The sequence below is a fragment of the Microbacterium sp. E-13 genome, from assembly GCF_049912955.1.
In the GTDB taxonomy this organism is placed as follows: domain Bacteria; phylum Actinomycetota; class Actinomycetes; order Actinomycetales; family Microbacteriaceae; genus Microbacterium.
Genome location: NZ_CP183973.1, coordinates 461,947 through 487,961, shown reverse-complemented (window position 1 = coordinate 487,961; position 26,015 = coordinate 461,947). Strand labels below are relative to the sequence as shown.

General features: G+C 68.5%; 20 protein-coding genes. 4 read left to right on the top strand and 16 right to left on the bottom strand.

Translation table 11 applies throughout. From position 1 onward, the window contains the following. Nucleotides 1-40 precede the first annotated feature (40 nt). The 5 genes from ACN9MP_RS02285 to ACN9MP_RS02265 form a co-directional block, all read right to left on the bottom strand. Entirely contained in the window at nucleotides 41-946 is a 906-nt protein-coding gene (locus tag ACN9MP_RS02285; RefSeq protein ID WP_426323573.1) for a PfkB family carbohydrate kinase, read from the bottom strand. Then, complete coding sequence (locus ACN9MP_RS02280; protein ID WP_426323571.1) at nucleotides 943-1,251, bottom strand: putative quinol monooxygenase; 309 nt, start codon at nucleotides 1,249-1,251, stop codon at nucleotides 943-945. The genes ACN9MP_RS02285 and ACN9MP_RS02280 overlap by 4 nt, the downstream gene beginning before the upstream one ends. A gap of 58 nt (nucleotides 1,252-1,309) precedes the next feature. Further along, nucleotides 1,310-2,110 (bottom strand): ATP-binding cassette domain-containing protein, encoded by an 801-nt coding sequence (locus ACN9MP_RS02275; protein WP_426323569.1) that lies wholly within the window; start codon nucleotides 2,108-2,110, stop codon nucleotides 1,310-1,312. Beyond that, nucleotides 2,107-3,141, bottom strand: a complete 1,035-nt coding sequence (locus ACN9MP_RS02270; protein ID WP_426323567.1) for an ABC transporter permease — start codon at nucleotides 3,139-3,141, stop codon at nucleotides 2,107-2,109. Before ACN9MP_RS02270 ends, ACN9MP_RS02275 begins: the two co-directional genes overlap by 4 nt. Nucleotides 3,142-3,219: 78 nt before the next feature. Then, nucleotides 3,220-4,338, bottom strand: a complete 1,119-nt coding sequence (locus tag ACN9MP_RS02265; protein ID WP_426323565.1) for a substrate-binding domain-containing protein — start codon at nucleotides 4,336-4,338, stop codon at nucleotides 3,220-3,222. Between the two features lie 116 nt (nucleotides 4,339-4,454). On the opposite strand from ACN9MP_RS02265, the gene ACN9MP_RS02260 reads away from it, so the two are divergent. The 3 genes from ACN9MP_RS02260 to ACN9MP_RS02250 all read left to right on the top strand — a co-directional run bounded on the left by ACN9MP_RS02260 (nucleotide 4,455) and on the right by ACN9MP_RS02250 (nucleotide 11,153). Then, entirely contained in the window at nucleotides 4,455-5,498 is a 1,044-nt protein-coding gene (locus ACN9MP_RS02260; RefSeq protein ID WP_426323563.1) for a LacI family DNA-binding transcriptional regulator, read from the top strand. Between the two features lie 149 nt (nucleotides 5,499-5,647). Further along, a complete protein-coding gene (locus ACN9MP_RS02255) occupies nucleotides 5,648-8,665 on the top strand; it encodes a PxKF domain-containing protein (protein WP_426323561.1) in 3,018 nt (1,005 codons plus the stop codon). 400 nt (nucleotides 8,666-9,065) lie between these two features. Then, nucleotides 9,066-11,153, top strand: coding sequence for an alpha/beta hydrolase-fold protein (locus tag ACN9MP_RS02250; RefSeq protein WP_426323559.1), 2,088 nt, complete (start codon nucleotides 9,066-9,068; stop codon nucleotides 11,151-11,153). A gap of 223 nt (nucleotides 11,154-11,376) precedes the next feature. Here ACN9MP_RS02250 and iolG read toward each other — a convergent pair whose 3' ends face one another. From iolG to ACN9MP_RS02210, 8 genes are read right to left on the bottom strand one after another with little or no spacing between them, the layout of a single operon-like run. After that, nucleotides 11,377-12,387: an inositol 2-dehydrogenase gene (iolG, locus tag ACN9MP_RS02245; RefSeq protein WP_426323557.1), complete on the bottom strand. Its 1,011-nt coding sequence runs from the start codon at nucleotides 12,385-12,387 to the stop codon at nucleotides 11,377-11,379. 20 nt (nucleotides 12,388-12,407) lie between these two features. Next, a complete protein-coding gene (locus ACN9MP_RS02240; protein WP_426323556.1) occupies nucleotides 12,408-13,325 on the bottom strand; it encodes a sugar phosphate isomerase/epimerase family protein in 918 nt (305 codons plus the stop codon). After that, a complete protein-coding gene (iolD, locus tag ACN9MP_RS02235) occupies nucleotides 13,322-15,262 on the bottom strand; it encodes a 3D-(3,5/4)-trihydroxycyclohexane-1,2-dione acylhydrolase (decyclizing) (protein ID WP_426323554.1) in 1,941 nt (646 codons plus the stop codon). The genes ACN9MP_RS02240 and iolD overlap by 4 nt, the downstream gene beginning before the upstream one ends. Continuing rightward, complete coding sequence (gene iolB / locus ACN9MP_RS02230) at nucleotides 15,262-16,173, bottom strand: 5-deoxy-glucuronate isomerase (protein ID WP_426323552.1); 912 nt, start codon at nucleotides 16,171-16,173, stop codon at nucleotides 15,262-15,264. The genes iolD and iolB overlap by 1 nt, the downstream gene beginning before the upstream one ends. A gap of 43 nt (nucleotides 16,174-16,216) precedes the next feature. Continuing rightward, nucleotides 16,217-17,770: a CoA-acylating methylmalonate-semialdehyde dehydrogenase gene (locus ACN9MP_RS02225; RefSeq protein ID WP_426323550.1), complete on the bottom strand. Its 1,554-nt coding sequence runs from the start codon at nucleotides 17,768-17,770 to the stop codon at nucleotides 16,217-16,219. After that, nucleotides 17,770-18,699, bottom strand: coding sequence for a Cgl0159 family (beta/alpha)8-fold protein (locus ACN9MP_RS02220; RefSeq protein ID WP_426323548.1), 930 nt, complete (start codon nucleotides 18,697-18,699; stop codon nucleotides 17,770-17,772). Before ACN9MP_RS02220 ends, ACN9MP_RS02225 begins: the two co-directional genes overlap by 1 nt. Continuing rightward, on the bottom strand, nucleotides 18,696-19,655 hold the full coding sequence (gene iolC / locus ACN9MP_RS02215; protein ID WP_426323546.1) for a 5-dehydro-2-deoxygluconokinase: 960 nt from the start codon (nucleotides 19,653-19,655) through the stop codon (nucleotides 18,696-18,698). The genes ACN9MP_RS02220 and iolC overlap by 4 nt, the downstream gene beginning before the upstream one ends. Further along, the gene (locus ACN9MP_RS02210) at nucleotides 19,652-21,034 is read right to left on the bottom strand and encodes a GH1 family beta-glucosidase (RefSeq protein WP_426323544.1); all 1,383 of its coding nucleotides are present in this window, start codon (nucleotides 21,032-21,034) and stop codon (nucleotides 19,652-19,654) included. The genes iolC and ACN9MP_RS02210 overlap by 4 nt, the downstream gene beginning before the upstream one ends. A gap of 120 nt (nucleotides 21,035-21,154) precedes the next feature. On the opposite strand from ACN9MP_RS02210, the gene ACN9MP_RS02205 reads away from it, so the two are divergent. Continuing rightward, nucleotides 21,155-22,306, top strand: coding sequence for an ROK family transcriptional regulator (locus tag ACN9MP_RS02205; protein WP_426323542.1), 1,152 nt, complete (start codon nucleotides 21,155-21,157; stop codon nucleotides 22,304-22,306). 4 nt (nucleotides 22,307-22,310) lie between these two features. On the opposite strand, the gene ACN9MP_RS02200 is transcribed toward ACN9MP_RS02205, so the two are convergent. From ACN9MP_RS02200 to ACN9MP_RS02190, 3 genes are read right to left on the bottom strand one after another with little or no spacing between them, the layout of a single operon-like run. Further along, a complete protein-coding gene (locus ACN9MP_RS02200; RefSeq protein ID WP_426323540.1) occupies nucleotides 22,311-23,159 on the bottom strand; it encodes an ATP-binding cassette domain-containing protein in 849 nt (282 codons plus the stop codon). Then, a complete protein-coding gene (locus ACN9MP_RS02195) occupies nucleotides 23,149-25,056 on the bottom strand; it encodes a dipeptide/oligopeptide/nickel ABC transporter permease/ATP-binding protein (protein WP_426323538.1) in 1,908 nt (635 codons plus the stop codon). Before ACN9MP_RS02195 ends, ACN9MP_RS02200 begins: the two co-directional genes overlap by 11 nt. Then, a complete protein-coding gene (locus tag ACN9MP_RS02190) occupies nucleotides 25,053-25,994 on the bottom strand; it encodes an ABC transporter permease (protein ID WP_426323536.1) in 942 nt (313 codons plus the stop codon). Before ACN9MP_RS02190 ends, ACN9MP_RS02195 begins: the two co-directional genes overlap by 4 nt. Nucleotides 25,995-26,015: the final 21 nt, after the last annotated feature.

Below are 26,015 nucleotides of genomic sequence, written 5' to 3'. Positions count from 1 at the left end.
CATCGCCGTCGCGCTTCTCAGGAGGACGGGTGCCGCGACGTCACGAGGAAGGGCGGAGCTCGGCCGCCCAGGGCAGGTCGGCCCCGGGCCTGCCGACGGTGATGGCCGCTGCATCCACCGCGCGCGTTCCGAGCTCGCGCAGATCGGGCTCGGTGAGGATCGTGTGGTGCAGGCGCGGATAGTCCGCCACCAGAGAAGCCATGAACGTATCGCCCGCACCGATGGTGTCGGCCACGGCAACACGGCGCCCCGGCAGGTCCACGACCATCCCCTCTGCCGCGAGCACGGCGCCTCTCGCTCCTCGTGTGAGGGCGACCAGTCGTGGGCCGAGGCTGCCGATCACCTCCAGAAGGCCGGCCTCATCGAGCCCCGGGTAGAGGAACCCGGCGTCCTCGTCGGAGAGCTTCACCACCGTCGACCGTCGCGCGAACTGCTCGAATCTGGCGCGTGCCCGATCCGGCTGCCCGACGAGCGCCGGCCGGATGTTCGGATCGAAGGTGACGATCTCCGGGGCGAGTCGGTCGATGTGCTCGAGGACGACCTCGTCGCCGGGGGTGAGGAACGCCGCCACGGAGCCGGCGTGGACGGTGCGGGGTCTCACCTGCAACCTCTCGCGTGACGGCCGCCAGGCGATGCTGAACTCGTACCGTGCCGCCCCGTCATCGAGGATGTGGGCGTTGGCCGTGGAGGTCGGGGTCGTCCCGAATGACTCTGCGAGGACCCATACGCCGGATCGTTCGAGGTGGCGGGTGACCGCGCTGCCCCTCGCGTCCGGGCCGAGGCTCGTGAGCAACGCCACGTCGATCCCCCGACGCCCGAGGCCGAGCGCCACGTTGGCCGGCCCTCCACCCGGGATCTCGATCGCCTCGGCGCCGATGGTCGTGATGTCGACGAGGGCCTCGCCGATGACGAGGACGTCGACTTCGGTGGTCGTCGTCTCGCTCACAGCGCCGCCTCGAGGAGGTCGAGGAAACTCAGCTCGCTCGCTCCCCCCACGATGAGCGGTCCGAGCGCGCGGTTGAAGGCGGCGCCCTCGGCGGCGCCGATGTGGGAATCGAACGCCGGCCGATCCCGATACACCTCGAAGACGACGAATCTGTCGGGCGCCTCCGCGCGGGTGTAGACGTCGAACACGATGTTTCCGGGTTCCGCCTGAACGGCGTCCGCGTACGTCCGGATCAGGGTCTCCACTTCGGCTCGTGCGCCTGGTCGTGCTGTGAACTCCGCATAGAGGACGATCTGCTTCTCCATGCCGTCTCCTTCCTGCTCTTCTCGGCCGGGGACTGCGCGGTCCCCGGCCGGGCGAGATCTAGGCCTGCGCGGCCCCGGTCATGATGGCGACGGCATCCGTCATCGAGTGCGACTGGGGGGTGATCGTCGCCGCGCGCTTGCCGAGTCGCTGCACGTGGATCCGGTCGGCCACCTGGAAGACATGCGGCATGTTGTGCGAGATCAGGATGACCGGCACGTTGTGCTCGCGCAGTCGCTGGATGAGCTCGAGCACCTGGTTGGACTCGCGCACGCCGAGCGCCGCGGTGGGCTCGTCGAGGATGACGACCTTGGAACCGAAGGCGGCAGCGCGTGCCACCGCGACGGCCTGCCGCTGTCCTCCCGACAGGTTCTCGACCGAGACGGTGACATCCTGCAGGGTCGAGATCCCGAGCTTGTGCACCTGCTCGCGGGCCTCCCTGCGCATGCCGGACGTGTCGAGCGCACGGAAGAGCCTCCCCGCCAGACCAGGCTTCCGCCGCTCCCGCCCGAGGAACAGGTTCGCGGCGACGTCGAGCGCCGGCGAGACCGCCAGGTTCTGATAGACGGTCTCGATACCAGCGACCCGAGCGTCCTGCGGGCGCTTGAAGTGGACCGGCTGGCCGTCGAGGAGCAGCTCGCCCTCGTCGGGGACGTACGCGCCGGTCAGACACTTGATGAGTGTCGACTTGCCCGCGCCGTTGTCACCGATCACCGCAAGCACCTCGCCGGGGAACAGCTGCAGGCTGACTCCGTCGAGTCCCACCACGCGTCCGAAGGTCTTCACGAGTCGCTTGGCCTCGAGCACCGGGACGCCCTGGGGCGTCGGCGTGGGCTCGACGGCATCTTCGATGAGGCTCACTTGCGTACCTTTCTGATCCACTGGTCGACCGCGACGGCGACGATGACGAGGATGCCGATCGCCAGGGTCTGATAGAGGCCGTCGACGCCCGCGAGGAAGAGTCCGTTGCGGAACACGCCGACGATGATGGCGCCGAGGAGCGTTCCCCAGATCACGCCGCGTCCTCCGAAGAGCGAGGTTCCGCCGATCACCACGGCCGTGATGGAGTCGAGGTTGAGGTCGGCGCCGGCGTTGGGGCTCGCGGCACCCGACCTGCCGATCTGGATCCAGGCGGCAACGGCGAGGACGGCGCCCGCCGCGACGTACACGCTCATGAGCACCCGGCTCGTCGAGATGCCGGCCAGCCGGGCCGCCTCGGCGTCGTCGCCCACCGCGTAGACGTGGCGGCCCCACGCGGTGCGCCCGAGCACGTAGGCCACGAGGACGTAGAGGACGAGCATGATGATCACGCCGACGGTGAGCCGCACGTCGCCGATCGGGATGGGGGTCGCCGTCCACGTGAGGAGATCGGGCATCTCGGCCTTGCGGACGGTCTGCCCGCCGCTGTAGAGCAGCGTCAGCGCGATGAAGACGTTCAGCGTCCCGAGCGTCGCGATGAACGGCGGCAGCTTCACCCTCGTGACGAGGAAGCCGTTCAGCGCACCCGTGGCCAGCGCAGCCACGAGACCCGCCACCAGGGCGACGGGCGCGGGGAAGCCGTTGTGGAAGGCCGTCTGGGCCATGACCATCGACGCGAGGATCATTGCGGCACCGACCGAGAGATCGATACCGGCAGTGAGGATGATCAGGGTCTGCGCGATTGCGACCGTGCCGACGACCGAGACCTGGTCGAGCACGAGCGAGAGGTTCGCCGGGGCGAAGAACCGCGGGTTGACGGTGCCGAAGACGATGATCGCCAGCACGAGCACGATGGCCGGGCTGATGGCGGGGTACTTGTGCAGCACACCGCGGATGCGGTCCAGCGGAGTGCGGCGGTCGAGGAACTCGGCCGCGAGGTCGAGCGCTGAGGTGGGGGGAGCCGGCTGGGTCACAGTGTCACTTCCAGGGGACGGGGAGGGATGCCGTGACCGCCGCGGGCGCGACGGTCACGGCATCCGTCATGGATCGGATTACTTCGTGCCCCAGCAGATGTCTGCGGCCTCGGTGGTGTCGATCGACTCGACGCCGTCGGCAGGCTGATCGGTGACGAGCGTCACGCCGGTGTTGAAGAAGTCGAGACCATCGCTGGTCTCGGGGGCTTCGCCGGTCTCGACGAGCTTGACGATCGCGTCGACGCCCATCTCGGCCATCTTCACGGGGTACTGCTGGCTCGTTGCGTCGATGATGCCGTCGGCGACCTGGCCGACACCGGCGCAGCCGCCGTCGACCGAGACGATGATGACGTCGTCGCCGCCCTTGCCTGCTGCCTCCAGCGCCTGGTAGGCGCCGTACGCGGCCGGCTCGTTGATCGTGTAGACGACGTTGATGTCGGGGTTCTTGGCGAGGAGGTTCTCCATCGCCGTGCGCCCGCCGTCCTCGGCGCCCTGCGACGCCTCGTTGCCGACGATGGTGTAGCTGCCGCCCTGGCCACCGGTGTAGGAGCCCGTCGGCTCCTCGTCGCCGTTGACCTTTTCGTCGTTGAGCTCGATGCCCATGCCGTCGAGGAAGCCCTGATCGCGGTCGTAGTCGACGGTCACGGCCTTGTCGTCGAACAGGTCGATGAGGCCGATGACCGCCTCGCCACCCGCGAGCGTGGCAGACGTCCACTGGCCGATGTACTGACCGGCGAGGTAGTTGTCCGTCGCGAACGTGATGTCCACGGCGTCTGCGGGGTCGGGCACGGTGTCGAGGGCGATCACGAACAGGCCCGCGTCGCGCGCCTTCGCGATGGCATCGAGGACGGCCGGACCGTTCGGAGTGATCAGGATGCCGTCGTCACCCTTCGAGATGGCGGCCTCGATCGCCTGGATCTGGGTGTCTTCGTCGCCGTCCTCCTTGCCCGCGGCCAGGGTCAGGCTCACGCCGTTCTTCTCGGCGGCGGCCTTCGCGCCGTCCTGCATCGCGATGAAGAACGGGTTCGAGTTGGTCTTGACGATGAGCGAGACGCCGATCCCGTCGTCGCCGCCGCCCTCGGTCGGGGTGCCGCCGGAGGTTCCGGCGCAACCTGCGAGCGTCAGTGCCGCTGCTGCGGAGAGTGCGAGTGCGGAGATCAGGGTCGACGTGCGACCGCGGGGCATGTGATTCTTCATCGAAATCCTCTCGGGCTCTCGTTGCCGGTTGACAACGATGTCAGGAGAGTTTGTACCCCACTCGCTCCGCTAGAGTCAACCTGGTCATTGTGAACCGAGACGGGATTGTGACATCGATGTCGGAAGAACGCACCGCCGCGCGCCGCCCGCGCGCGACGATGAAGCAGGTGGCAGCGCTGGCGGGGGTGGGAACCAAGACGGTGTCGCGTGTCATCAACCAGGAGCCGAACGTCGCCGAGGCGACGGCCGCGCGAGTGTGGCAGGCCGTCCGCTCCCTCGACTACCACGTCGACCTCCAGGCGGGGAGTCTTCGCCGCGCCGACGGACGCACCCGCACCTTGGGGCTTCTCGTCGGCAGCGTCGACAATCCCTTTGCGGGTGCCATCCATCGGGCCGTGGAAGACACCGCGATCCAGCGGGAGGTCGCCGTCTTCGCGTCGAGCTTCGACGACGACCCTGAACGCGAAGAGCTGGCCGTCCGGGCATTTCTGCGTCGACGGGTCGACGGACTGATCCTCACGACGGTGAAGAGCCAGCAGGACTACGCCCGTTCGCTCCGCGACCTGGGCATCCCGGTGGTCTACATCGACCGCCGGCCCGCAGACGCGGGATTCGACTCCGTCGTGAGCGCCAACCGCAGGGGAGCCGCCGCCGCGACAGCGCACTTGATCGAGCACGGTCACCGTCGCATCGCCCTTCTGACGGACCGCCTCGACATCCAGACGGCCGCGGAGCGGCAGCAGGGATTCTTCGATGCGCTCGGGCGCGCCGGCATCCCGACCACCGAGGCACTGGTGGCGACCGGGTTGCACGACGCCGCCGCCGCGCAGCGGGCCCTCGCCCAGCTGTTGGCCTCCGACGAGCCTCCGAGCGCGGTGTTCAGCTCGCAGAACCTCGTCACCGTGGGGGCCCTCCACGCCCTCCGCTCGGCCGGCGCACAGCACTCCGTCGCGCTCGTCGGCTTCGACGACGTGCCCCTCGCCGACCTCCTCGAGCCGGGTGTGACGGTCGTCGCTCAGGACCCTCAGGAGATCGGACGGGCGGCAGTCACACGCTTGTTCGCACGTCTCGCCGGCGACGACTCACCCGCCCAGCACATCGAGGTGCCGACGCAGCTGATCCCCCGCGGCAGCGGCGAGATCCCCGCTCCCCCGGCGTGACTGCGCCGATCGGATGCTGACACCGATGTCAAGACTGCAGGAACATCGGTTGCATTGTCGCGTGGACAATCCGTAACATCCCCGGCTGACCCCTGACATCGATGTCAGGACGCCCGGGATGGCCCCGGGCTCCCGCCAAGGAGGGCGAGATGACCGGATCCGCGATGCAACCGCCAGGCCGCCACGAGCACGACCGCAGAGGAAGATGGCGGCGCGGCACGGCCATCGTGACAGCAACAGCAGTGCTCGCGGCATGCCTCCTCAGCGGAAGCGCTGTCGCGAGCGCGTCGGATCCGCAGCCCGGCGACGAGCCGTACCGGCCGCTGATCCACTTCTCCCCGGAGAAGAACTGGATGAACGATCCGAACGGGCTCGTGTTCGTCGACGGCACGTATCACCTGTACTTCCAGCACAACCCGTCCGGCACGCGCTGGGGCAACATGAGCTGGGGTCACGCGACCTCGTCCGATCTCCTCCACTGGGAGGAGCAGCCGCTGGCGATCCCTCAGACGTTCGACGCCGACGGCCGGGCGATCGAAGACATCTTCTCGGGCTCCGTCGTCGTCGACGAGAACAACTCGAGCGGCTTCGGGACGGCGGACAACCCGCCTCTGATCGCGATCTACACCAGCGCCTACACGTCCGCGCACCCGACGCGCGCCGGCAAGCAGGCGCAGTCGCTCGCCTTCAGCACCGATGGCGGCTACACGTGGACGAAGTACGACGGCAACCCGGTTCTCGACCGGAACTCGGCCAACTTCCGCGACCCGAAGGTCTTCTGGTACGACGGTCCCGCCGGCGCGTACTGGGTCATGGTGGCCGTGGAAGCCACGGATCACAAGGTGGTGCTCTACAAGAGTGCGGACCTCAAGGCCTGGCAGCACCTGTCCGACTTCGGACCGGCCAACTCCACAAGCGGGATCTGGGAGTGCCCTGACCTCTTCGAGCTGCCCGTGGACGGCGATCCCGGCAACACGAAATGGGTCATGGTCGTGAACCTCAACCCGGGCGCCGTCGCCGGCGGAAGCGGCGGGCAGTACTTCGTCGGTGAGTTCGACGGAACCACCTTCACCAGTGAGAGCACGGAGGGTGCGCAGGCACTGCCTGCGGGCGAGGTCTTCGCCGGCTTCGACGGCGGCGACTACGAAGGCTGGACCGTCGCGAACGAGCCCGGCAACTGGAAGAACGGACCGTGGGGATCCGCACCGGCGAGCGGCACCCTGGCGGGCCAGAACGCGGTATCGGGCTTCGCCGGCAACGGCTTGGTCAACGGCTTCAACGACGGGGACTGGCCGGTCGGGACGCTCACCTCGCCCGCTTTCACGATCGACAGCGCGTACATCAACTTCCTCGTCGGCGGAGGCAGGCACCCGTACGTTCCCGGCGCGCAGCTGACGAACGACCCGCCCGCGGGCACCACGGTGTTCGACTTCGAGCTGCCCGACGGACAGGTCCTGTCGGACGCCGGCTGGCAGATCACCGGCGACTTCGCGGCCGAGCCGTGGCGCAACCCGTCGACCGCGGGCGGCGACTACTACCTCGGCGCGAAGCGGCTGAACACGTGGGAAGGGGGCCCGCGCGGCGACGACAACGTCGGCACGTACACGTCGCCGGCGTTCCCGCTCGACGGCGATTATGTCTCATTCCTCATCGGCGGCGGCAAGCGCACGGATGGCTCGCTGCAGGCCGAGCTCGTCGTGGATGGACAGGTCGTCCGCACGCAGACCGGTCCTGAGGCCGGGGCGCTGAACTGGAGATCGTGGGACGTGTCCGATCTCCGCGGACAGCAGGCGCAGCTGCGCATCCGTGATGAGGTGACCGGCGGCTGGGGACACCTCACCTTCGACCACGTGGTCGTCGGCGACGAGCCGTCGCGCGTGCGTTCGGACGAGACATCCGTCAATCTCGTCGTCGACGGCGAGGTCGTTCGCACGGCGACCGGAGCGGACAGCGAGAGCCTCGACTGGACGAGCTGGAATGTGCGTGAGTTCGAAGGGCGGGAGGCCTCGATCCGTGTGATCGACAACAACCGCTTCGGGTGGGGCCACATCCTCCTCGATCAGGTGATGTTCTCGGATGCCGCCGCTCCGACTCGGCTCGAGACCTACGACTGGCTCGACTGGGGCCGCGACTACTACGCTTCCGTGTCGTACTTCGGCACGCCGTCCGGATCGCGGATCATGCAGGGCTGGATGAACAACTGGGACTACGCCAACGACATCCCCACCTCCACGTGGCGCAGCTCCATGACGCTGCCGCGCGAGGTGACACTGGTGACGACGCCGGACGGCCCGCGCCTGTCGCAGCGGGTGGTGCCGCAGATCGACGACCAGCTCGACACCGCGCACGCTGAGACGCGCACCGCGGTCGCCGTGGACGGCTCCGCCGATCTGCATCTGTCGGGCAACGTCGTGAAGCTCGACGTCGTGCTGCGACCCGGCGATGCCGAGCAGGCGGGTATCAGGGTGTTCGGTGACGCCGACTCCGGAACGCTCATCGGCTACGACACCGAGCGCGGCCGGCTGTTCGTGGACCGGCGAGACTCGGGGAACGTCTCGTTCCACCCGGCGTTCGCCTCGATCGAGGACGCCCCCGTGGCAGTCGACGCCGACGGCACGGTCTCGTTCGAGGTGTACCTCGACCGGGCGTCCGTAGAGGTGTTCGCCGCCGGCGGGCTCACCACGCTGACCGACCAGGTGTTTCCCGACGACGGCGCCGACGCCATCACGGCGTGGTCGGAGGGCGGCTCGGCGCGCATCGAGCGCATCACAGCCACCCCCATCGTCCCCACGATGTGGAAGGTTCCGGCTCCCGCCACGCTGAAGGGCTTCTCTCAGCCCGTCGACATGGCGGCACTCAACCTCGTGAAGGGAGGTTCGACCGTTCCCCTGAAGTTCGAGGTCTTCGCCGGGGACGCCGAGCTCACCGATGTGGCGGTGGTGGACGCCTTCACGGTGGGGAAGGTCGACTGCCGAACGCTCGCCGGCCAGCCCAGCGACGACGTCGAGCAGTACTCGACCGGTGCCACCGCCTTGCGCTACGACGCGGCGAGCGGGCAGTTCATCCAGAACTGGCAAACCCCGAAGGGCAAGGCGGGAAGCTGCTACCAGGTGAAGGTGACCGTCCACGGCGGCTCCCAGCTGGTGGCGAACTTCAAGGTCAAGTAGCCGGCGCAGTGCAAACGGTGGGTTCGGGCCAGCCCTGGACCCACCGTTTGCGATGAGAGCCGCCGCATCCCAGGGTTTCCTGTACAACGTTGGAATTCTCTCTTGACCTCCACTTGCCTGAGACGCCACGATGGGCGTGAACGGAATTACGACGTTGTAAACCGTGTCTTCGGAGCTTCGTCGCCGCTCCGCCGGAGGTTGTGTTTCTCCGGCGTCAACCCTCCCCCAGAAAGCAGTTCGGGCTGCATACGAGAGGAACCCGATGGTGATGTGGACAGATCAAGGGCGGCGCAGCGAGAAGCGCCCCCGTCGTGTTTTGGCGGCGTTCGCCACTGCGGCCGCATTGGGAGTGTCATCACTCCTCGCGGCGCAACCGGCCGCGGCTGCCGAGGATCCGTGGGTGACCGAGGTCGACAACGTCGTCCCCGACGTCTACCGGTTCTCGGTTCCCAACTCGGCGATCCAGCCGGCAACCGGAATCGCCGGATCCGTCGTGGCGGTCGAGGGGAACTTCGCGCCCGGCAAGACGTGGACGACCCTGAACATGGGGGCCGGCGGAGGCAACTGGACCTCGACCATCGGCCCGCTCGAGCCGGGCCTGTACTACTACCAGTACTCGGCTCGTCCGGCATGGTCCCAGGACGCGATCGCGTTCCGCAACCCCGCCAGTCCGCAGGAGGTGACCTCGAAGCCCACGTGGAACACGCTGTTCGTGGACGGTCCGGGCGCCGAATGGCTGGCCGACGTCACCGACGGCGGCGCGCTGAAGGATCTCACCTACCGGAGCTCCGTCACAGGCGCCGAGCGCTCCGCGCTGGTGTGGACGCCGCCAGGCTACGACGAGAACCGTGCCGAGCCCTACCCCGTGCTCTACCTGCTTCAGGACGAGGGCCAGAGCTATCGGGAATGGGTGGAACTCGGGCGACTGAAGCAGATCCTCGACAACCTGACCGTCGAGGGTGACGCCGAGCCCATGGTCGTCGTGATGGGCGACGGCCAGTCGGATGACATCCGGGGTGAGGTCGTGAAGAACCTCCTCCCGGCCGCGGAGCGCGCGTTCAACGTCTCGAGCGACGGCGACGCTCGCGCGATCGCCGGTATCGGGCGAGGAGCCGAGCAGGCCCTCAGCCTTCTGGTCAGCGCCACAGGAGTGTTCTCGAACGTGGGCTCGTTCTCGGGCGACCTCGAGCAGAACGTCGGCAAGGGCAAGGCGCGGCAGATCAACGACGCGACCGACCTCATCCGCCTCTATGTCGGCAACGTCACCGACCCGAGCTACAACGCGACGGTGACCCTCGCCGGCAAGCTCACCGCAGCCGGCGTCGAGTTCGAATCGGACGGTTCGGACCCCGAGACCGGCGGCACGTGGGACACGTGGCAGAAGAGCCTCCACGACTTCGCCCAGCGCGTCTTCCAGGCTTCGGACGACACGGGGCCGAGTGAGGGCCACCTCCCGCTGGAGCCGCACTCGCTCCCGGCCGCCGGCACCACGCCTACTCCCTGGATCGACGAGAACGGCGTCGTGACATTCGAGACCGGCACCGAGTTCGCCGGCGCGAACAACGTCACGGTGTGGGGCAACTTCGGGCCCGCGGGCAGCTGGCCGCGCACGCCCATGGTCAAGCAGGACGACGGGCGCTGGCGCCTGACGATGCCGGTCGAGGCGGGGTCGTACTACTACAAGTTCGTCGTGGAGGGATCGGACCGCAAGGACACCACCAACCCGACGACCGTGCTCTCGGAGCCGAACTGGAGCACCTTCCAGGTGCCCGGCGACGAGACGCTCCGCGGCGAGTACACGACGCCGGTCGCACCCGAGGCTCGCGGCAAGGTCGAGGTCATGAACTACACGAGCAGCGCGAACGGCAACCCCACTCGCTCCGCCTACGTGTGGACGCCCCCGGGCTACGATCCCGACCGGGCCGAGGCCTACCCGGTCCTCTACCTCCAGCACGGCGGCGGACAGACGTGGACGGACTGGATCGAGGTCGGCTACGCCGCCCAGATCCTGGACAACCACTACGCCAAGGGGAACATCATCCCCATGGTGGTCGTGATGGCCAACGGAAACGGCGTGAACTTCCCCACCGAGATCACCCAGCGCATCACCGTGGCCGCCGAGGCGCAGTACAACGTCAGCAGCGACCCCGATGATCGCGCCCTCGCGGGCCTCTCGATGGGGTCGGCTGCGGCATTGAGCACCTTGTATCAGGTGCCGGGTCAGTTCGCCTACATCGGGGCCATGTCGGCGTTCACCAACCCTCCGGCGAATGCGAACGTCGCGGCGATCAACGAGGGCACGAAGCTCCTGCGCATCTACTCGGGTGACATCCAGGACTTCACCTACCCGAACACGCTGAGCCTCGTCAGCGCGCTGGGCAGCCGCGGGATCGAACACGAGTTCGCTCCGATCATCCCGGGTCCGCACAGCTGGGACGTCTGGCAGAAGGCGCTGATCGACTTCCTGCCGCGTCTCTTCCAGGGCTGACGACTCGGCAGTCACTCGGGACGAGCTGACGATCTGTGAGGGCGAGAACGGCGTTCTCGCCCTCACGGGTCGACGCGCGGACGACGTCGGCGGAAGGGGACGGCCGGCTCAGCGGTCGCGACTCCGGCGTGTGAGCCGTCCAGGTCGGACGGGTACTTGCAACCACAGCGTCCGGTTCTCGAACCCGGGCGTGGACCTCGACCGTTCGCCGGACCCCGCGCCCTCAGTCGAACCGAACGGGGACGACCCGTCGCTCGGCCGCCGACCGCCGAGCGGCGTCGGCCAAGACGAGGGCTGCCCGTCCGTCCTCGAAGCTCGGGCTGGTCGACGCATCACCGCGGGCGAGCGCGATGAACTCCGCCAGCTCTGCGGCGTACGCGGCCGCGTACCGGGTGAGGAAGAACGGCTCGAACGGCGCTGACGACGCGGCGAAGGCTGCCGTCGAAGCCCTCACCAGATCGATCGGCATGTTTCCGACCTGCAGCATGCCCTTCGCGCCGAAGGCTTCGACGCGCTGGTCGTATCCGGTTGCGCTGTGTCGCGAGTTGATCACGGTGATCAAGGCCCCACCCGCCGTGCGCATGGTGGTAATGGCCGTGTCGAAGTCGTCGTGCTCACGCGCGCCGGCGTCGAATGTCGTCGTCCCGATCGCCGACACCTCGACGATGTCGGGAGCAAAGAAGCGCGCCATGTCGAAGTCGTGGATCGTCATGTCGCGGAAGATGCCGCCCGACACGGCGATGTACGACGCCGGCGGCGCCGACGGGTCACGGCTTACGATGGTGAGCTGCTCGAGCGGCCCGATCTCGCCGGCGACGACGCGCGCCCGGGCGCTCGCGAAACTCGGATCGAAACGACGGTTGAACCCCAGTGCGACCGGCACCCCGGCGGACGCCACCCGGTCCCGCAGGCGGTCCACGCGCGCGATGTCGAGATCGATGGGCTTCTCGCACAGCACGGGGATGCCGGCATCCACCGCAGCCTCGATCAGGTCGACATGCGTCGGCGTCGGCGAGGCGATGATGACGGCGTCGATGCGCTCGGGGTCGATCACGTCGCGGGAGTTCTCGGTCGCCGACCCGCCGAACTGTGCGGCCACGTCTCGGGCTGCCGAGACGACGGGGTCGGCCACCCATGCCAGCAGCGCACCCGGATCGGCGGCGACGTTCGCGGCGTGGACGCGGCCGATACGGCCGGTGCCGATCAGGCCGAAGCGGAGAGGTGTGTCGGTCATCGTCTGTCTTTCTGCAGGAATCAGGCCCACGCGAGCAGGGCGTCGCGGTTCTGGCGGTGGTCGGTGCTCCGGTCGCGGAGGAATTGATCGAGGGGGACGTCCGCGCCGTTGAGCACGTCCTGCTCGACCACAATCCAGCCGTCGTAGCCTTGCTCGTCGAGCGCGGACATCACGGCGGTGAGGTCGATGTCGCCGCGACCGAAGGGGACGAACGACCGCGACGCCCATACTTCCGGCATACCGCCACCGGCGCGCAGCACGCGTCGGAGTTCAGCGAGATCGACATCCTTCAGGTGCAGATGATTGATGCGGTCGCCCCAGCGGTGCACGGCATCCGATGGGTTTCCGCCGGCGATGAAGAGGTGACCGGTATCGAGCGTCAGGCTTATGTCGACGTGCGCGAGGAAGCGGTCGATCTCGTCGGGCGACTCCACGTATGTTCCGGCATGGTGGTGAAAAGTCGGTTCGAATCCTGCGTGCCGCACGCGCTCCGCCGCACGTGCGACGTTGGCGTACAGCCGCCGCCAGGCGTCGGCGGAGGGCACGTCCAAAGCCGCGCCGCGGCCAGGAGCCGAGCGCCGAGCGGGCGAGCCGGCGTCGGCGAGCGTCGGGAGCGGCAGTCGAGACGGCCCGCTCTCGGCGGCCGCAGAGAACAAGCGCAGCGCCAGGTCGAGTTCGGGCAGCGCGGCATGAAAGGCTTCGTCGTCGCTGAAGGGCAACTGCACCCAGCCTCCGGCGAGCTCGAGTCCCGCGTTCGATAGGCGCCGAGCCAGAGCGGGGCCTTCGCCGAGGAATCCGGCCGGTCCGAGATCGATGCCGGCGTAGCCGGACTCCACGAGCACGTCGACCATCTCGTCCGGGGTGACCGTATCTGCACCCTTCGGCGTCAGTTCGAACACGCCGAAGCTCACCGGGGCGCCCGCGACGGTGGCCCTCACAAGGCTGCTCCGCCCACAAGAGGACGCTGGTTCTTGCGCAGTCGCTCGTATTCCCGGCGCGCCCCGCGGGTGATGGCGTCGGTCGACACCTCGGCGACGGGCACATCCCACCAGCCCTCACCATCGGGGGCGTAAACCAGCGGATCGCTCTGGATGTGGATGACGGTTGCGCGTGTGGACGCCTTTGCTGCCGCCACCGCGGCACGTAGCTCTGCGATCGCTGATGCCCCGGCTGAGATCTCAACGACATCCAGGCCGTAACTGCGCGCATTCATCGCGAGGTCGACAGGAAGCAGGGCATCGCCCTGAAAGTTGCGCGCTCGGGGGTCGTACTCGCGGTACTTGGTCCCGAACCTCTGCGTACCTACGGTCTCGGACAGATGCCCGATGGATGCGTAGCCGTGGTTCTGAATGAGGACGACGATGAGCTTGATGCCTTCCGCGACCGCGGTGACGAGCTCGGTGTTGAGCATGAGGTAGGACCCGTCGCCGACCATCACGATCACGTCGCGCTCGTCGCCGTCGGCCACGAGGCCGCGCTTCGCGCCCAGCCCCCCGGCGATCTCGTACCCCATACACGAGAACGCGTACTCGACGTGATAACCCAGCGGATCACGGACGCGCCACAGCTTGTGCAGGTCGCCGGGCAGCGACCCGGCCGCCTGCACGATGACGTCCTCGGGTGCCGAGCTCGACTGCACCGCGCCGATGATCTCGGGCTGGCCCGGCAGCTCGGAACCCGACGGCGCGAACGCCTCGTCGACCGAGGCATCCCATTGCGCCTTCTCACGCGCGACGCGCTCGGCGTAGCCTGCGTCGACGCGGAACCCCGCGAGCTCGGATTGCAGAGCGATGATCGCCTCGCGCGCGTCGGCGACGACCGGCAGCTGCGACCCGTGCTTGTAGGCGTCGAACGAGGCGACGTTGATGTTGACGAACACCACCTCGGGGTTCTGAAACGCCGTGCGCGACGCGGTGGTGAAGTCGCTGTACCTGGTGCCGATGCCGATAATCACATCGGCCTCGGCGGCGAGCCGGTTGGCTGCGAGCGTGCCGGTGGCGCCGACGCCTCCGAGATTCTGCGGGTGGTCCCAGGCGAGTACGCCGCCGCCGGCCTGGGAGGTGCCGACGGGGATGCCGGTGGCCTCGACGAGTGCGCGCAGCTGCTCCTCCGCTGAGGAGTACAGCACGCCGCCACCGGCGACGAGGAACGGCTTCTTGGCACCGCGGATCGCGGCGACGGCGCGAGCGAGGGGGCCGCGCTCGGGCAGCGGACGGCGGAGGTGCCACTCGCGGTCCTGAAGGAACTCCACGGGGACGTCGAGTGCCTCGGCCTGCACGTCTTCGGGGAGAGCGATCGTGACCGCACCGGTCTCGGCGGGGTCGGTGAGCACGCGCATGGCTGCGAGGGCGATCGAGAACAGCTGCTCGGGCCGCTGCACGCGGTCGAAGAACCGCGACAGCGGCCGGAAGGCGTCGTTGACGGTGAGACCGATGTCCCACGGCTGTTCGAGCTGTTGCAGCACGGGGTCGGCGACGCGGGTCGCGAAGGTATCGCTGGGCAGCAGAAGCGCGGGCATTCGGTTGGTCGTCGCGAGGGCGGCGCCCGTCAGCATGTTCGCGGCACCGGGGCCCACGGAGGCGGCCGCGGCGTACGTGCCGCGACGTCGGTGCATGCGCGCGTAGCCGACGGCCTGGTGCACCATGGCTTGCTCGTTGCGGGCCTGGTAGTACGGCATGAGGTCGGGCGCCTCGACGTTGTACTGCTTGAGCGCCTGCCCGATGCCGGCGACGTTGCCGTGGCCGAAGATGCCGAACATGCCGGGGACCGTGCGCTCCCGGATGTCGCCGTCGACCGTCCACTGGTGGGCCAGGAACTCGACCAGAGCCTGGCTGACCGTCATCCGCCGGGTGGTGTTGCGCCGCGTCGAAGCCATCAGGTCTCGTCCTTTCCGCTTGCGAACGGGAGTCGATCGTCGACGTCCTGCCCGTCCCATGTGCTGCGTACCCACGCGTGCGCGGGGTCGTCGCTGATGAGCCACACCCGCTCGGGGTCGGGCCCGGCCATCACGTTGAGGTAGTAGAGGTCGTACCCGGGGGCGGCGACGGCCGGGCCGTGGTAGCCGTAGGGCACGAGGGCGATGTCGCCGGTGCGCACCATCGCGTTGATGTCGATCTCGCCGGCGGGCGACGAGTAGGTCGAGAACATGCCGAAGGACGCGGCGCCGTCGGGCGCGCCGGCGTGCTTCGCGGGAGCGGTCTCGAAGTAGTAGACCTCCTCGAGGCGCGACTCGTGGCCGGGGAGGTGCTCGTCGTGCTTGTGCGGTGGGTACGACGACCAGTTCCCCGCTGGAGTGAGGACCTCGCACACGATGAGGCGGGCGGCGTCCAGCGACTGCGGAGTTCCGAAGTTGTGCACCTGACGGCTCGACGCGCCCGCGCCGCGCAGTTCGACCGGCGTCTCGGCGGCGGCGATGTGACGCGTGGGCCTGAGGACGGTCGTCGGCGATGTGGTGACGGCCACCCGGCCGACGCCCGAAAGCACCGCCGTCGCGGCCGCGGACAGGTAGAGCACATCGGTCGGGCCGTCGAAGACCGAGGCCCGGCCGGCGAGCTCCGTTGTCGTGACCTCATCGTTCTCGGTGTGCACGACGGTGAATGATCCCGCGAGCGGTACGACGATGCGCTCGACGCCCACGGTGTCGAGCGCGAGCTCGTCGCCGGGCGCGAGCTCGGCCACGCGGATGCCGGTGTGCGCCCACCCGGGGGTGTTCGCGTCGACGACGCTCTCCCAGCCGCCCTGGGCGAGGTCGCCCCGGCGGTGGAACCAGCTGTTCTCGGTGCTCATCTTCGTGCTTCGCTTTCTCGTCGGTCGTCGACGAGGATGATGGTCAGGTGTTCTGCGGGAATCCGAGGTTGATTCCGCCGTGCGTGGCAGGGTCGAGCCAGCGGCTGGTGATGGCCTTTTCGCGGGTGAAGAAGTCGAAGCCGTGGACACCGTACGCTTTCGCGTCGCCGAACAGGGAGGCTTTCCAGCCGCCGAAGGAGTGGTACGCGACCGGGACGGGGATGGGCACGTTGATGCCGATCATGCCGACCTGCACCTCGTTCTGGAAGCGGCGGGCAGCGCCGCCGTCGTTGGTGAAGATCGCGGTGCCGTTGCCGAACTGGCCGGAGTTGATCAGCTCCAGCCCCTCGTCGTAGGACTGCACGCGGACGACGGACAGGACCGGTCCGAAGATCTCCTCCTGATATGCGCGCGATGTGGTGGGGATGTCGTCGATGAGGGTGGGGCCGAAGAAGAAGCCGTCCTCGTGACCTTCGACCGTGTAGCCGCGTCCGTCGACGACGATCTTCGCGCCATCGGCTTCGGCGATGTCGACGTAGCTTGTGACCTTGTCGCGGTGGATGTCGGTGATCAGGGGTCCCATGTCGGGCTCGACCCCGTCGATGCCAGCACCGTTGCCGATCTTCAGCTTCGCGATCCGCTCCGAGATCTTGCCGATGAGCTCGTCGGCGACGGGCTCGACCGCGAGCACGACACTGATGGCCATGCAGCGTTCCCCGGCGGCGCCGTAGCCGGCGTTCACGGCCTGGTCGGCAACCAGGTCCAGGTCGGCGTCGGGGAGCACGAGCATGTGGTTCTTCGCACCACCGAGCGCCTGCACCCGCTTGCCGTTGCGGGACGCGGTCTCGTAGATGTACTGCGCGATCGGCGTCGAGCCGACGAACGAGATCGACTGCACGTCGGGGCTGTTCAGCAGACCATCCACGGCCAGCTTGTCGCCCTGCAGCACCGTGAACACCCCATCCGGCAGGCCGGCTTCCTTCCACAGCTTCGCCAGCCACAGCGACGCGGACGGGTCCTTCTCGCTCGGCTTCACGATCGCCGCGTTACCCGCGGCGATCGCGATCGGGAAGAACCACATCGGCACCATCGCCGGGAAATTGAACGGGCTGATGATCCCCACCACACCCAACGGCTGCTTGAGCGAGTACACGTCGATACCGGTCGAAGCGTTCTCGCTGAACGCGCCCTTCAGGAGGTGCGGGAACCCGGTCGCGAGCTCGACGACTTCCTGCCCGCGGAGGATCTCGCCCATCGCATCCGAAAGCACCTTGCCGTGCTCGGCGGTGATGATCGCGGCCAGCTCACCCTTGCGCGCGTTCAGCAGCTCACGGAACGCGAACAGCACACCCTGGCGCTTCGCCATCGAGTACGAGCTCCACACCGCGAACCCGCGCTGGGCCGACGCGATCGCCTCGGCGATCTCCGCCTCGTCCGCCAGAGCCACGCGCGCCTGCACAGCACCCGTCGCCGGGTTGAACACCGGGGCCGTCCGGCCCGACGACGACGGGCGCTCCGCGCCATCGATCCAGTGCGAGATGACGGGGACGTCAGCCGACTCAACAGCCGGCACGGACACAGACTCGACGGTGCTCATCAAGGATTCCTTCGTTCGATAGAGAGGTCAGGCTCCGCGCGGTGCACGAGGCCCGCGGCGATGTCGACGGCGGCGGCGACATCGCCGTCCGGCGGGTAGAGGAGGGTACGGCCGACGGTGAGTCCGCGCACACCCGGAAGCGAGAGGGCGTCCTGCCAGGCTGCAAACGTCTGGTCGGGGTCGGCGCCGGAGTCGCCGCCGAGGAGGAGCGTGGGCATGGTTGTGGCGGCCATGACGCGTTCCATGTCGTCGACGACCGGGAGCTTCATCCAGGTGTAGGCGCTCGAGGCGCCGAGACCTGCCGCGATCGCGATCGAGAGGATGACGGCATCCGTCGACAGGTCGTTCACGACGCGCCCGTTCGACCATCCGCTGAGGAAGGGCTCGAGCATGATCGGCAGACCGGCGGCGGCCGCCTCGGTCACGGCGCGCGCCGTCGCCTCGAGCGTCGGGGCGGTGGCCGGGTCGTTGAGGTTGATGCGGATCAACGTCTTGGCGACGTCGATCCTCGAGGCGATCATGCTCGGCACGTCATAAGCGCCGTAGCGGTCGTCCATCTCGAACGAGGCACCGCGCAGGCCTCCGCGGTTCATCGAACCGACGACGATCTTGTTCTCGAGCAGGCCGAGCGCTGCCAGGTCGTCGATGATGTCGGGCGTGCCGAGCACGCCGTCGACGCCGGGGCGGCTGAGAGCGATCGCCATGCGCTCGAGCAGCTCATAGCGGTCGGCCATCGCCGTCGCGTTCTCACCCACGGCCAGCGCTCCGCGCGCGGGGTGGTCGGCGGCGACGATGAACAAGCGCCCGTCGCTCGCCAGCAGTTCGCGTCGCGACCGCGAGGCGACAGCGTCGCGTACGTCGGCGGGACGTGTGGCACGCAGATCGCGCAGACGCGCGAAGTCGTCGGGTGTCAGCAACCGGTCGGTCATCCGACTCCCCCGCTTACGATGTCTTCGACCTCGGCCAGCGTCGGCATCGCGGTCGAGCACTCCAGCCGCGACGCGACGATCGCACCGGCGACGTTCGCGAAGCGCAGCACCCGCTCCAGTCCCCAGCCCTCCAGCAAGCCGTGGCACAGCGCACCGCCGAAGGCGTCGCCCGCGCCGAGGCCGTTGACGACGTCGACGACGTGCGTCGGCACCTCGACCGTCTCGTCCCGGGTCTTCGCGAACACGCCCTTCGGGCCCTGCTTCACGATCGCGAGCTCGACGCCCCGCTCCAGCAGAGCGTCAGCCGCACGCTCGGGCACGGTCTCGCCGACCGCGACCTCACACTCCTCACGATTGCCGACGGCCACGGTGGCGTACTCGAGCGCGGCGCCGACCTGGGCGGTGGCTTCAGACGGGTCGGCCCAGAACGTCGAGCGGTAGTCGAGGTCAATCACGGTGTGCCGGGCGCGGGCGCGGCGACGCAGGGCATCGAGGTGCGTCGATCGGCTCGGCTCCTGGCTGAGGCCCGTGACTGTGGCCCAGAACACCTTCGCATCGGCGAGGACGTCGTCGGGCAACTGGTCGGGGGTGACTTCGAGGTCGGGCGCCTTCGGCTCGCGGTAGAAGTACAGCGGGAAGTCGTCCGGCGGGAAGATCTCGCAGAACGTGACCGGCGTCTTGTACGTCGGGTCGGTCGCGACCAGACGCGGGTCGACGTTCAGTCGCTCCAGCTCGCGCAGGAGGTAGCGGCCGAACGGATCGTCGCCGACACGCGAGACGAGGCCGACGTTCCGCCCGTAGCGCGCGGCGGCGACCGCCACGTTCGCCGCACTGCCACCGAGATACTTGCCGAACGTCGAGACGTCCTCGAGGCCGACGCCGCTCTGCAGGGGGTAGGCGTCGACGCCGAGTCGACCGACCACCACCACGTCGACCGGAACCGTCTCGCGACTCACCGCGACACCGCCTTGAATTCGGCGATGAGCCGCCTATACCAGTGCCCGCTGTCCTTGACGGTACGTTCAAAGGAGTCGTAGTCGACCCGGATGAGACCGAACCGCTTCGAGTAGCCCAGCGCCCACTCGAAGTTGTCGAGCAGCGACCATGCGAAGTACCCCCGCACGTCGACGCCGCGCCGAACCGCCCGGGAGACGGCAGCGATGTGCGACGCCAGATAGGAAATGCGGTCGTCGTCGCGCACGCGTCCGTCGATCTCCAAATCAGGAAACGCCGCGCCGTTCTCGGTCACCACGAGCGGCAGATCCGGGAACTCCGCGTGCAGGCCGACGAGCAGTTCCTCGAACGCGTCGGGGTCGATGTTCCAGCCCATGTCGGTCAGCGGCGGCTCGTACGGACGGAAGCGCAAATCGTCGCATCCGGGGAACGCCGCCATCGCATCCGGGCCGGGGGCCTCGCCCGGCGGGCGGGGCTCGACGACCTCGGAGTGGTAATAGTTGACCCCCAGCGTGTCGAGCGGTTGCGCGATCTGCTCGAGGTCGCCATCCAGGACGAACGACCAGTCGGTGAGCGATGCGGTGTCGGCGAGCAGATCGGCGGGGTACTCGCCGCGCAGCATCGGGCCGGTGAAGACGCGGTTGCCGACAGCATCGACGCGACGTGCTCCGTCCACGGGCGAGTCCGGGGCGTCGCGGAGCGCGTGCACGTTGAGCGTCACCGAGACCGTGGATGCCGGGCCGGTAGCGCCGCGAAGCGTCTGAACGGCAAGACCATGGGCCAGGTTCAGATGGTGCGCGGCGCGCAGGGCGGACGCCCCATCACGGATGCCTGGAGCCATCTCGCCGGTCGCATGCCCGAGGAAGGCGGAGCACCACGGCTCGTTGAGCGTCGTCCACGAATGCACGCGGTCGCCGAGCGCCGCGGCCACCTCGCGTGCGTAGTCGGCGAACCGGAACGCGGTCTCCCGCGACAGCCAGCCCCCCTGCTCTTGCAGAGCCTGCGGCAGATCCCAGTGGTACAGGGTCACCACGGGCTCGACCCCGCGCTCGAGCAGACCGTCGACGAGCCGGTCGTAGAAGTCAACGCCGGCACTGTTCACCGCGCCTGACCCGGTCGGCTGGATACGCGGCCACGCGACGGAGAACCGATAGGCGTCCAGCCCCAGATCGGCGATGAGCTCGAGATCCTCCGAGTACCGGTGGTAGTGATCGGTCGCCCGGTCGCCCGTATCTCCTCCGAGGGTCTTACCCGGCGTGTGGCTGAACACGTCCCAGATGGACGCGCCGCGCCCGTCTTCGGTGGCCGCCCCTTCGATCTGATACGCGGCAGTGGCCGCACCGAAGAGGAAGTTGGCGGGCAGACCGGAGGTCGGTGGCAACGCTGACACAGTTACTCGATTCGTCAGAAGGAAGCGAACTCGAACTTACTTTATTCACTTAAGAATGTCAAAGCGGGGCGTGCGGTACGGTAGTCGCACAGCACGGATTGCGGAGGCTTCATGTCGATGGAACTGTCGGCACTGGCTCATCCCAGTCATGGCCGGATCCTCGACATCATCCGGGCGGCCGGGTCGATCAGCAGGGTCGAGATCGCCCAGGAGTCCGGGATGACGGGCGCGTCGGTCACGAACATCGTGCGGCTCCTCCTGGACTTGGAGCTCGTCAAGGAAATCGGGCACGCCGAATCGACCGGGGGGAAGCGCCGGACGCTGCTGGCCATCGCGCCAGAGTCGCGATACGCCGTCGGCGTCCACCTGCAGCGTTCGCGGACGACCTACACGGTGTCGGACATGGCAGGGCGAATGGTGGGTCGGCGCGCGTCCTTCGTAGCATCCTCCAGCGATCCCGCAGCGCTGACGCAGCGGATCGCGGGTGATGTCGACGACATCCTCGTCGACCTCGGCATCCGCAAGGACCTGGTCTTCGGCGTCGGCGTCGCCGCGAGCCGCCTGCTCGACGACGAGACCCGCCTGTCGGCCGACGTGCAGCCCGCCCTCGCCGGGGCCATCGGACTGCCCGTCGTTGTCGACCGCGAAGCCATCGCCGCGGCGGTCGGCGAATTCTGGCAAGGATCCGCCGCGCAGCCGTCGTCATTCGCCACCATCTACATGGGCGACGAATTCGGCGCCGGGGTCGTGAACGGGGGGGCGGTCTGGCGGGGAGCAGCCTCCAGCGCCGGCGATGTCGGGCACCTCTCACTCGAGGCGGACGGACCTCTCTGCGACTGCGGCCGGCGCGGCTGCCTGCAGGCCCTCGCCTCGCCGGCCACTGTCGTCGCGGCAGCCGAGGCCGCCGGCCTGCTGGCGGGCGTGAGCGGATCGGCGGTCGACCGGTTCGACGTGCTCGCCCGGCTGGCGGTGCGCGGTGAGAACCGCGCGCTGGAGCTCATCGCCGAGTCGGCGCGCCACGTCGCCCGAGCGACGGTGCTCGTCGCGGGGATCCTGGATGTCGAAATGTTCATCCTCGCCGGCTCAGCCTTCGCCGTTCCCGGTGCGATCTACGCGTCCCGCATCCGCGAGGCTCTCGACGACTACACCCGGCACCTGGCGCTGCAGCCGGTCATCGTCGAGCTTGCGCACAACCCGCGCGACACCGCAGCGGTGGGTGCATCCGCTCTGGTGCTTCAGCAGGCCCTCGCGCCGCGCAAGTGAGCGCTCAGGCGCTCTGGCGACTGCGGAACGCCGCGAAGAACTCCTCGCGCCGACGCCGCTGCTCGTCGGGGTCCGGTACGGGCGCAGCCGCCTGCAGCAAGCGCGTGTACGGAGCCTGGGGCTGCTCGAGGAGCTGACGCGCGTCTCCTCGCTCGACGATGGAGCCCCGGTAGAGCACCGCAATCCTCGACGACAGCAATTCGACGACTGCCAGATCGTGCGAGATGAAGAGGTAGCTCATCCCGAGTTCGGCGCTCAGGTCTTGCAGCAGGTTGAGGACTTGAGCCTGGATGGACAGGTCGAGGGCGCTGACCGCCTCGTCGCACACGATGAGTCGCGGGCGTACGATGACGGCCCGAGCGATGGCGATGCGCTGGCGCTGGCCCCCCGAGAAATCACCGGGGTACTTCCGCGCGGCCGTGGACGGCAGACCCACGAGCTCGAGCGCGTCACCCACGCGCTGTGAGATCTCGCGCCGGCTCAATTCGCCGCGACGGAGAGTGAGCGGCTCTGCGAGGGTCGTCCCCACCTGTCGGGCGGGGTTGAGCGAACCGTACGGGTCCTGGTAGATCACCTGGATGGCGCGGGTCAACTCACGCCGACGTCGTGGCGACACACGGCTGATATCCTCGCCGTCGAATCGGACGGCTCCTTCGGCGACGGGAACGAGCCCCAGGATCGCCTTCCCGATGGTCGACTTGCCCGAGCCTGACTCGCCGACCAGCCCGAGCGTCTCGCCCTCAGCGATGTCGAACGATACGTCGGTGACGACGCGCGTGCGCGAGCGACCGCGCCCGTAGTCTATCGAGAGGTTCTCGACGGACAGGAGCGGGTGGGGGGTCTCAACCGGCATGGGTCAACTCCTTGACTCGGATGCAGCGCACGGGATGCCGCTCGGCCAGCGCGAGCAAGGGGATCTCGGTCGCGCGACAGGCGTCGGTGACGAACGCGCAGCGCGCGGCGAAGCGGCATCCCTGCGGCCAGCTGCCGGGAGGCGGGACCTGCCCGGGGATCGCGTGCAGGCGCTTGCCGTCCCGCGGCGCGTGAGGGTCGGCGGCGCGCAGCGCACGGGTGTACGGATGCTCGTGCCGGGCGAAGATCTCCTCGATCCCCGCCGACTCGACGACCTGGCCGGCGTACATCACAATCGCGCTGTCGCAGAGGTCCGCGACGACACCCCAGTCGTGCGTGACGAGCAGAACCGACAGTCCGCGCGTGCGGGCGAGGGTGCGCAGCAGGTCGAGGATCTGCATCTGCACGCTGACGTCGAGCGCGGTGGTCGGTTCGTCGGCGACGATCAGCCGCGGGTCGCCGGCGAGCGCGATCGCGATGACGACGCGCTGCGCCATCCCGCCGGAGATCTCGTGGGGATAAAGCCGCGCGACCTCGGCAGGCTTCTGGATGCCGACGAGCTCGAGCATCTCGACCGCGGTGATGCGGGCCTCGGCTCGAGACAGTCCACGATGACGACGCAGGATCTCGGCGAGCTGATTGCCGATGCGGAACGAGGGACTCAGGCCCGACATCGGCTCCTGACCGATGAACGCGATGGACGTTCCGCGCAGGGTAGCGAGCTCGCGCTCCGAGAGGGCGGCGATGTTCTTGCCGTCGAACCAGATGTCGCCCTCGATCGACGCGTCGGCAGGAAGGATGCCCAGAAGCGATCGGGCGGTGATCGACTTGCCCGCACCTGATTCGCCGACGAGGCCCACGATCGCGCCCGCTGGGATGTCGAAAGACACGTGGTCGACGAGGGTGAGCGGGCCGTCCGGACGACGGATCGCGATCGAGAGGTCAGACGCCCGGAGGAGAGGTGCTGCATCCCCGACCGCGGGGATGGCGGTCGGGGAGATGGCGGGCGCGACGCCGGTGCGCGACTGATGCGCGTGTCGGTGCCCGAGTCCTCCGCGCCGGCCACGGCCCGTGATCGCCTGCTGCGCCGTGTCACCGACGACGGAGATCGCCAGGACGGTCACGCCGATGACGATCGTCGGCGGGATGATCGGCCAGATGCTGAGCACGATCGAGTTGGCCGCGTCCGCAACCATGTTGCCCCAGCTGGGTTGGGGTGCGCTCACATCGATTCCCAGGAATCCCAGGCCGATCTGGATGACCAGGGCGAGCGACAACAGAGTCGCGCCCTGCACGATCGTGATCGGGAGGATACGCGGGAACACGTGGCGTCGAACGATCTGCAACTCCGTGAGCCCCGAGGTGCGCGCCGCCGAAATGAAGAGTTCGCCGCGCACATCGAGGGTCGAGGCCCGGACTGCGCGGAACATGCCCGCTGACAGCAGGACGCCCAACACGATCATGAGGATCGTCTGGTCGCGCGCGACGACGGCGGCGATCGTGAGCAGGATCACCGTCGACGGGATAGACATCAGCAGGTCGGACACCGCGGAGGCGACGGTGTCGAACGCTCCGCGGAAGAACCCGGCCAGCAGGCCCGTGGTGGCGCCGAGCAGGATGGCCACGGCTGCGGCGAGCGCGGCGTTCGCAAGACTCACGCGCCCGCCGTACAGCAGCCGGGAGAGGATGTCGCGACCAAGGGTGTCGGTGCCGAACGGGTGCGCCGCGGTCGGCGTCTGGAGAGTGTTGACGAGATCCTGCGCCGTCGGCGCCGCGAGCGGCAGCACCTGCGCGAGCAGGACGGCCGCGAAGACGAGGACGAGCCATGCCAGCGCGACCAGGGAAAGGGGTCGGGTGAGCAGAGCTCGGCCCACGCCCTGCTGATTCGGAGCGGTCATGCGAGGCGGACTTTCGGGTTGATGGCGGCGAAGCCCAGGTCGACGAGGAGATTGATGATCACGACGAAGATTGTGAACATCACGGTCACGCCGACCACCACGGGGATGTCGGACTGGCCGGAGGCCTGGACCGCAAGACCGCCGAGGCCGGGAAAGGCGAAGACGGCTTCCAGGAGCACTGTGCCGCTGATGATGCCGACGGAGGCGAGTCCGATCACCGAGAGCATCGGCATCCCGGCGGTCTTCAGCGCGTGACGGTAGACGATCGAGGCGCGCGAGTACCCGTTCGCCCGCATCATCGACACGAACTCGCGCCCCAGCGCGTCCTCCATGGCGGCGCGAGCCTGCTTCGCGATGAGCCCGACGCTGCCGAACGCCATCGCGATGACAGGCAGGACCAGCGAGGCACTCCAGGGCCCGAGGCCTTCGGCGAGCGGCGAGTACCCGCTGGCGGGGAGGATGCGCAGCGTGAGGGCGAAGAAGGGGATGAGGTAGAGCGCGAACACGAAGTTGGGGATGGCGAGGCCCGCGAAGGTGAGGATGTCGATGATCCGGGCCAGCACACCTCCGCGGGTCGCTGCGAAGATGCCGAGTGCGCAGCCGACGATACTGACGACGACGATCGAGGCGATGAGGAGCGAGAGCGTCGGTTGGATGCGCTGCCCGATCGCCTGCGTGACCGGCTGCCCGGTGATGAGAGAGGTGCCGAGGTCGCCTCGCACGGCGCGGGCGAGCCAGTCGGCGTATTGCACGATGACCGGCTCGTCGAGTCCGAGCCTCTGCTGCAGCTCCACGATCTGCTCGGGGGTGGCGCCCTGCCCGAGGATCGCGATCGCGGCGTTGCCGGGAGCCAGCGACGCGATGAGGAACGTCACCAGCGACACGAGCACCAGGACGGGGATGGAGATCGCCAGACGGTAGGCGACGACTTTCAGCATGGAGGTCAGTTCTCTCGGAGG

Bases quoted from the DNA above. Each gene is read 5' to 3' on its own strand.
- ACN9MP_RS02255 (WP_426323561.1), top strand. From the start codon at position 5,648: ATGACCGGATCCGCGATGCAACCGCCAGGCCGCCACGAGCACGACCGC.
- iolG (WP_426323557.1), bottom strand. From the start codon at position 12,387: ATGACCGACACACCTCTCCGCTTCGGCCTGATCGGCACCGGCCGTATC.
- ACN9MP_RS02195 (WP_426323538.1), bottom strand. From the start codon at position 25,056: ATGACCGCTCCGAATCAGCAGGGCGTGGGCCGAGCTCTGCTCACCCGA.
- ACN9MP_RS02225 (WP_426323550.1), bottom strand. From the start codon at position 17,770: ATGAGCACCGTCGAGTCTGTGTCCGTGCCGGCTGTTGAGTCGGCTGAC.
- ACN9MP_RS02260 (WP_426323563.1), top strand. From the start codon at position 4,455: ATGTCGGAAGAACGCACCGCCGCGCGCCGCCCGCGCGCGACGATGAAG.
- iolD (WP_426323554.1), bottom strand. From the start codon at position 15,262: ATGGCTTCGACGCGGCGCAACACCACCCGGCGGATGACGGTCAGCCAG.
- ACN9MP_RS02200 (WP_426323540.1), bottom strand. From the start codon at position 23,159: ATGCCGGTTGAGACCCCCCACCCGCTCCTGTCCGTCGAGAACCTCTCG.
- ACN9MP_RS02220 (WP_426323548.1), bottom strand. From the start codon at position 18,699: ATGACCGACCGGTTGCTGACACCCGACGACTTCGCGCGTCTGCGCGAT.
- ACN9MP_RS02190 (WP_426323536.1), bottom strand. From the start codon at position 25,994: ATGCTGAAAGTCGTCGCCTACCGTCTGGCGATCTCCATCCCCGTCCTG.
- ACN9MP_RS02280 (WP_426323571.1), bottom strand. From the start codon at position 1,251: ATGGAGAAGCAGATCGTCCTCTATGCGGAGTTCACAGCACGACCAGGC.
- iolB (WP_426323552.1), bottom strand. From the start codon at position 16,173: ATGAGCACCGAGAACAGCTGGTTCCACCGCCGGGGCGACCTCGCCCAG.
- ACN9MP_RS02205 (WP_426323542.1), top strand. From the start codon at position 21,155: ATGTCGATGGAACTGTCGGCACTGGCTCATCCCAGTCATGGCCGGATC.
- ACN9MP_RS02265 (WP_426323565.1), bottom strand. From the start codon at position 4,338: ATGAAGAATCACATGCCCCGCGGTCGCACGTCGACCCTGATCTCCGCA.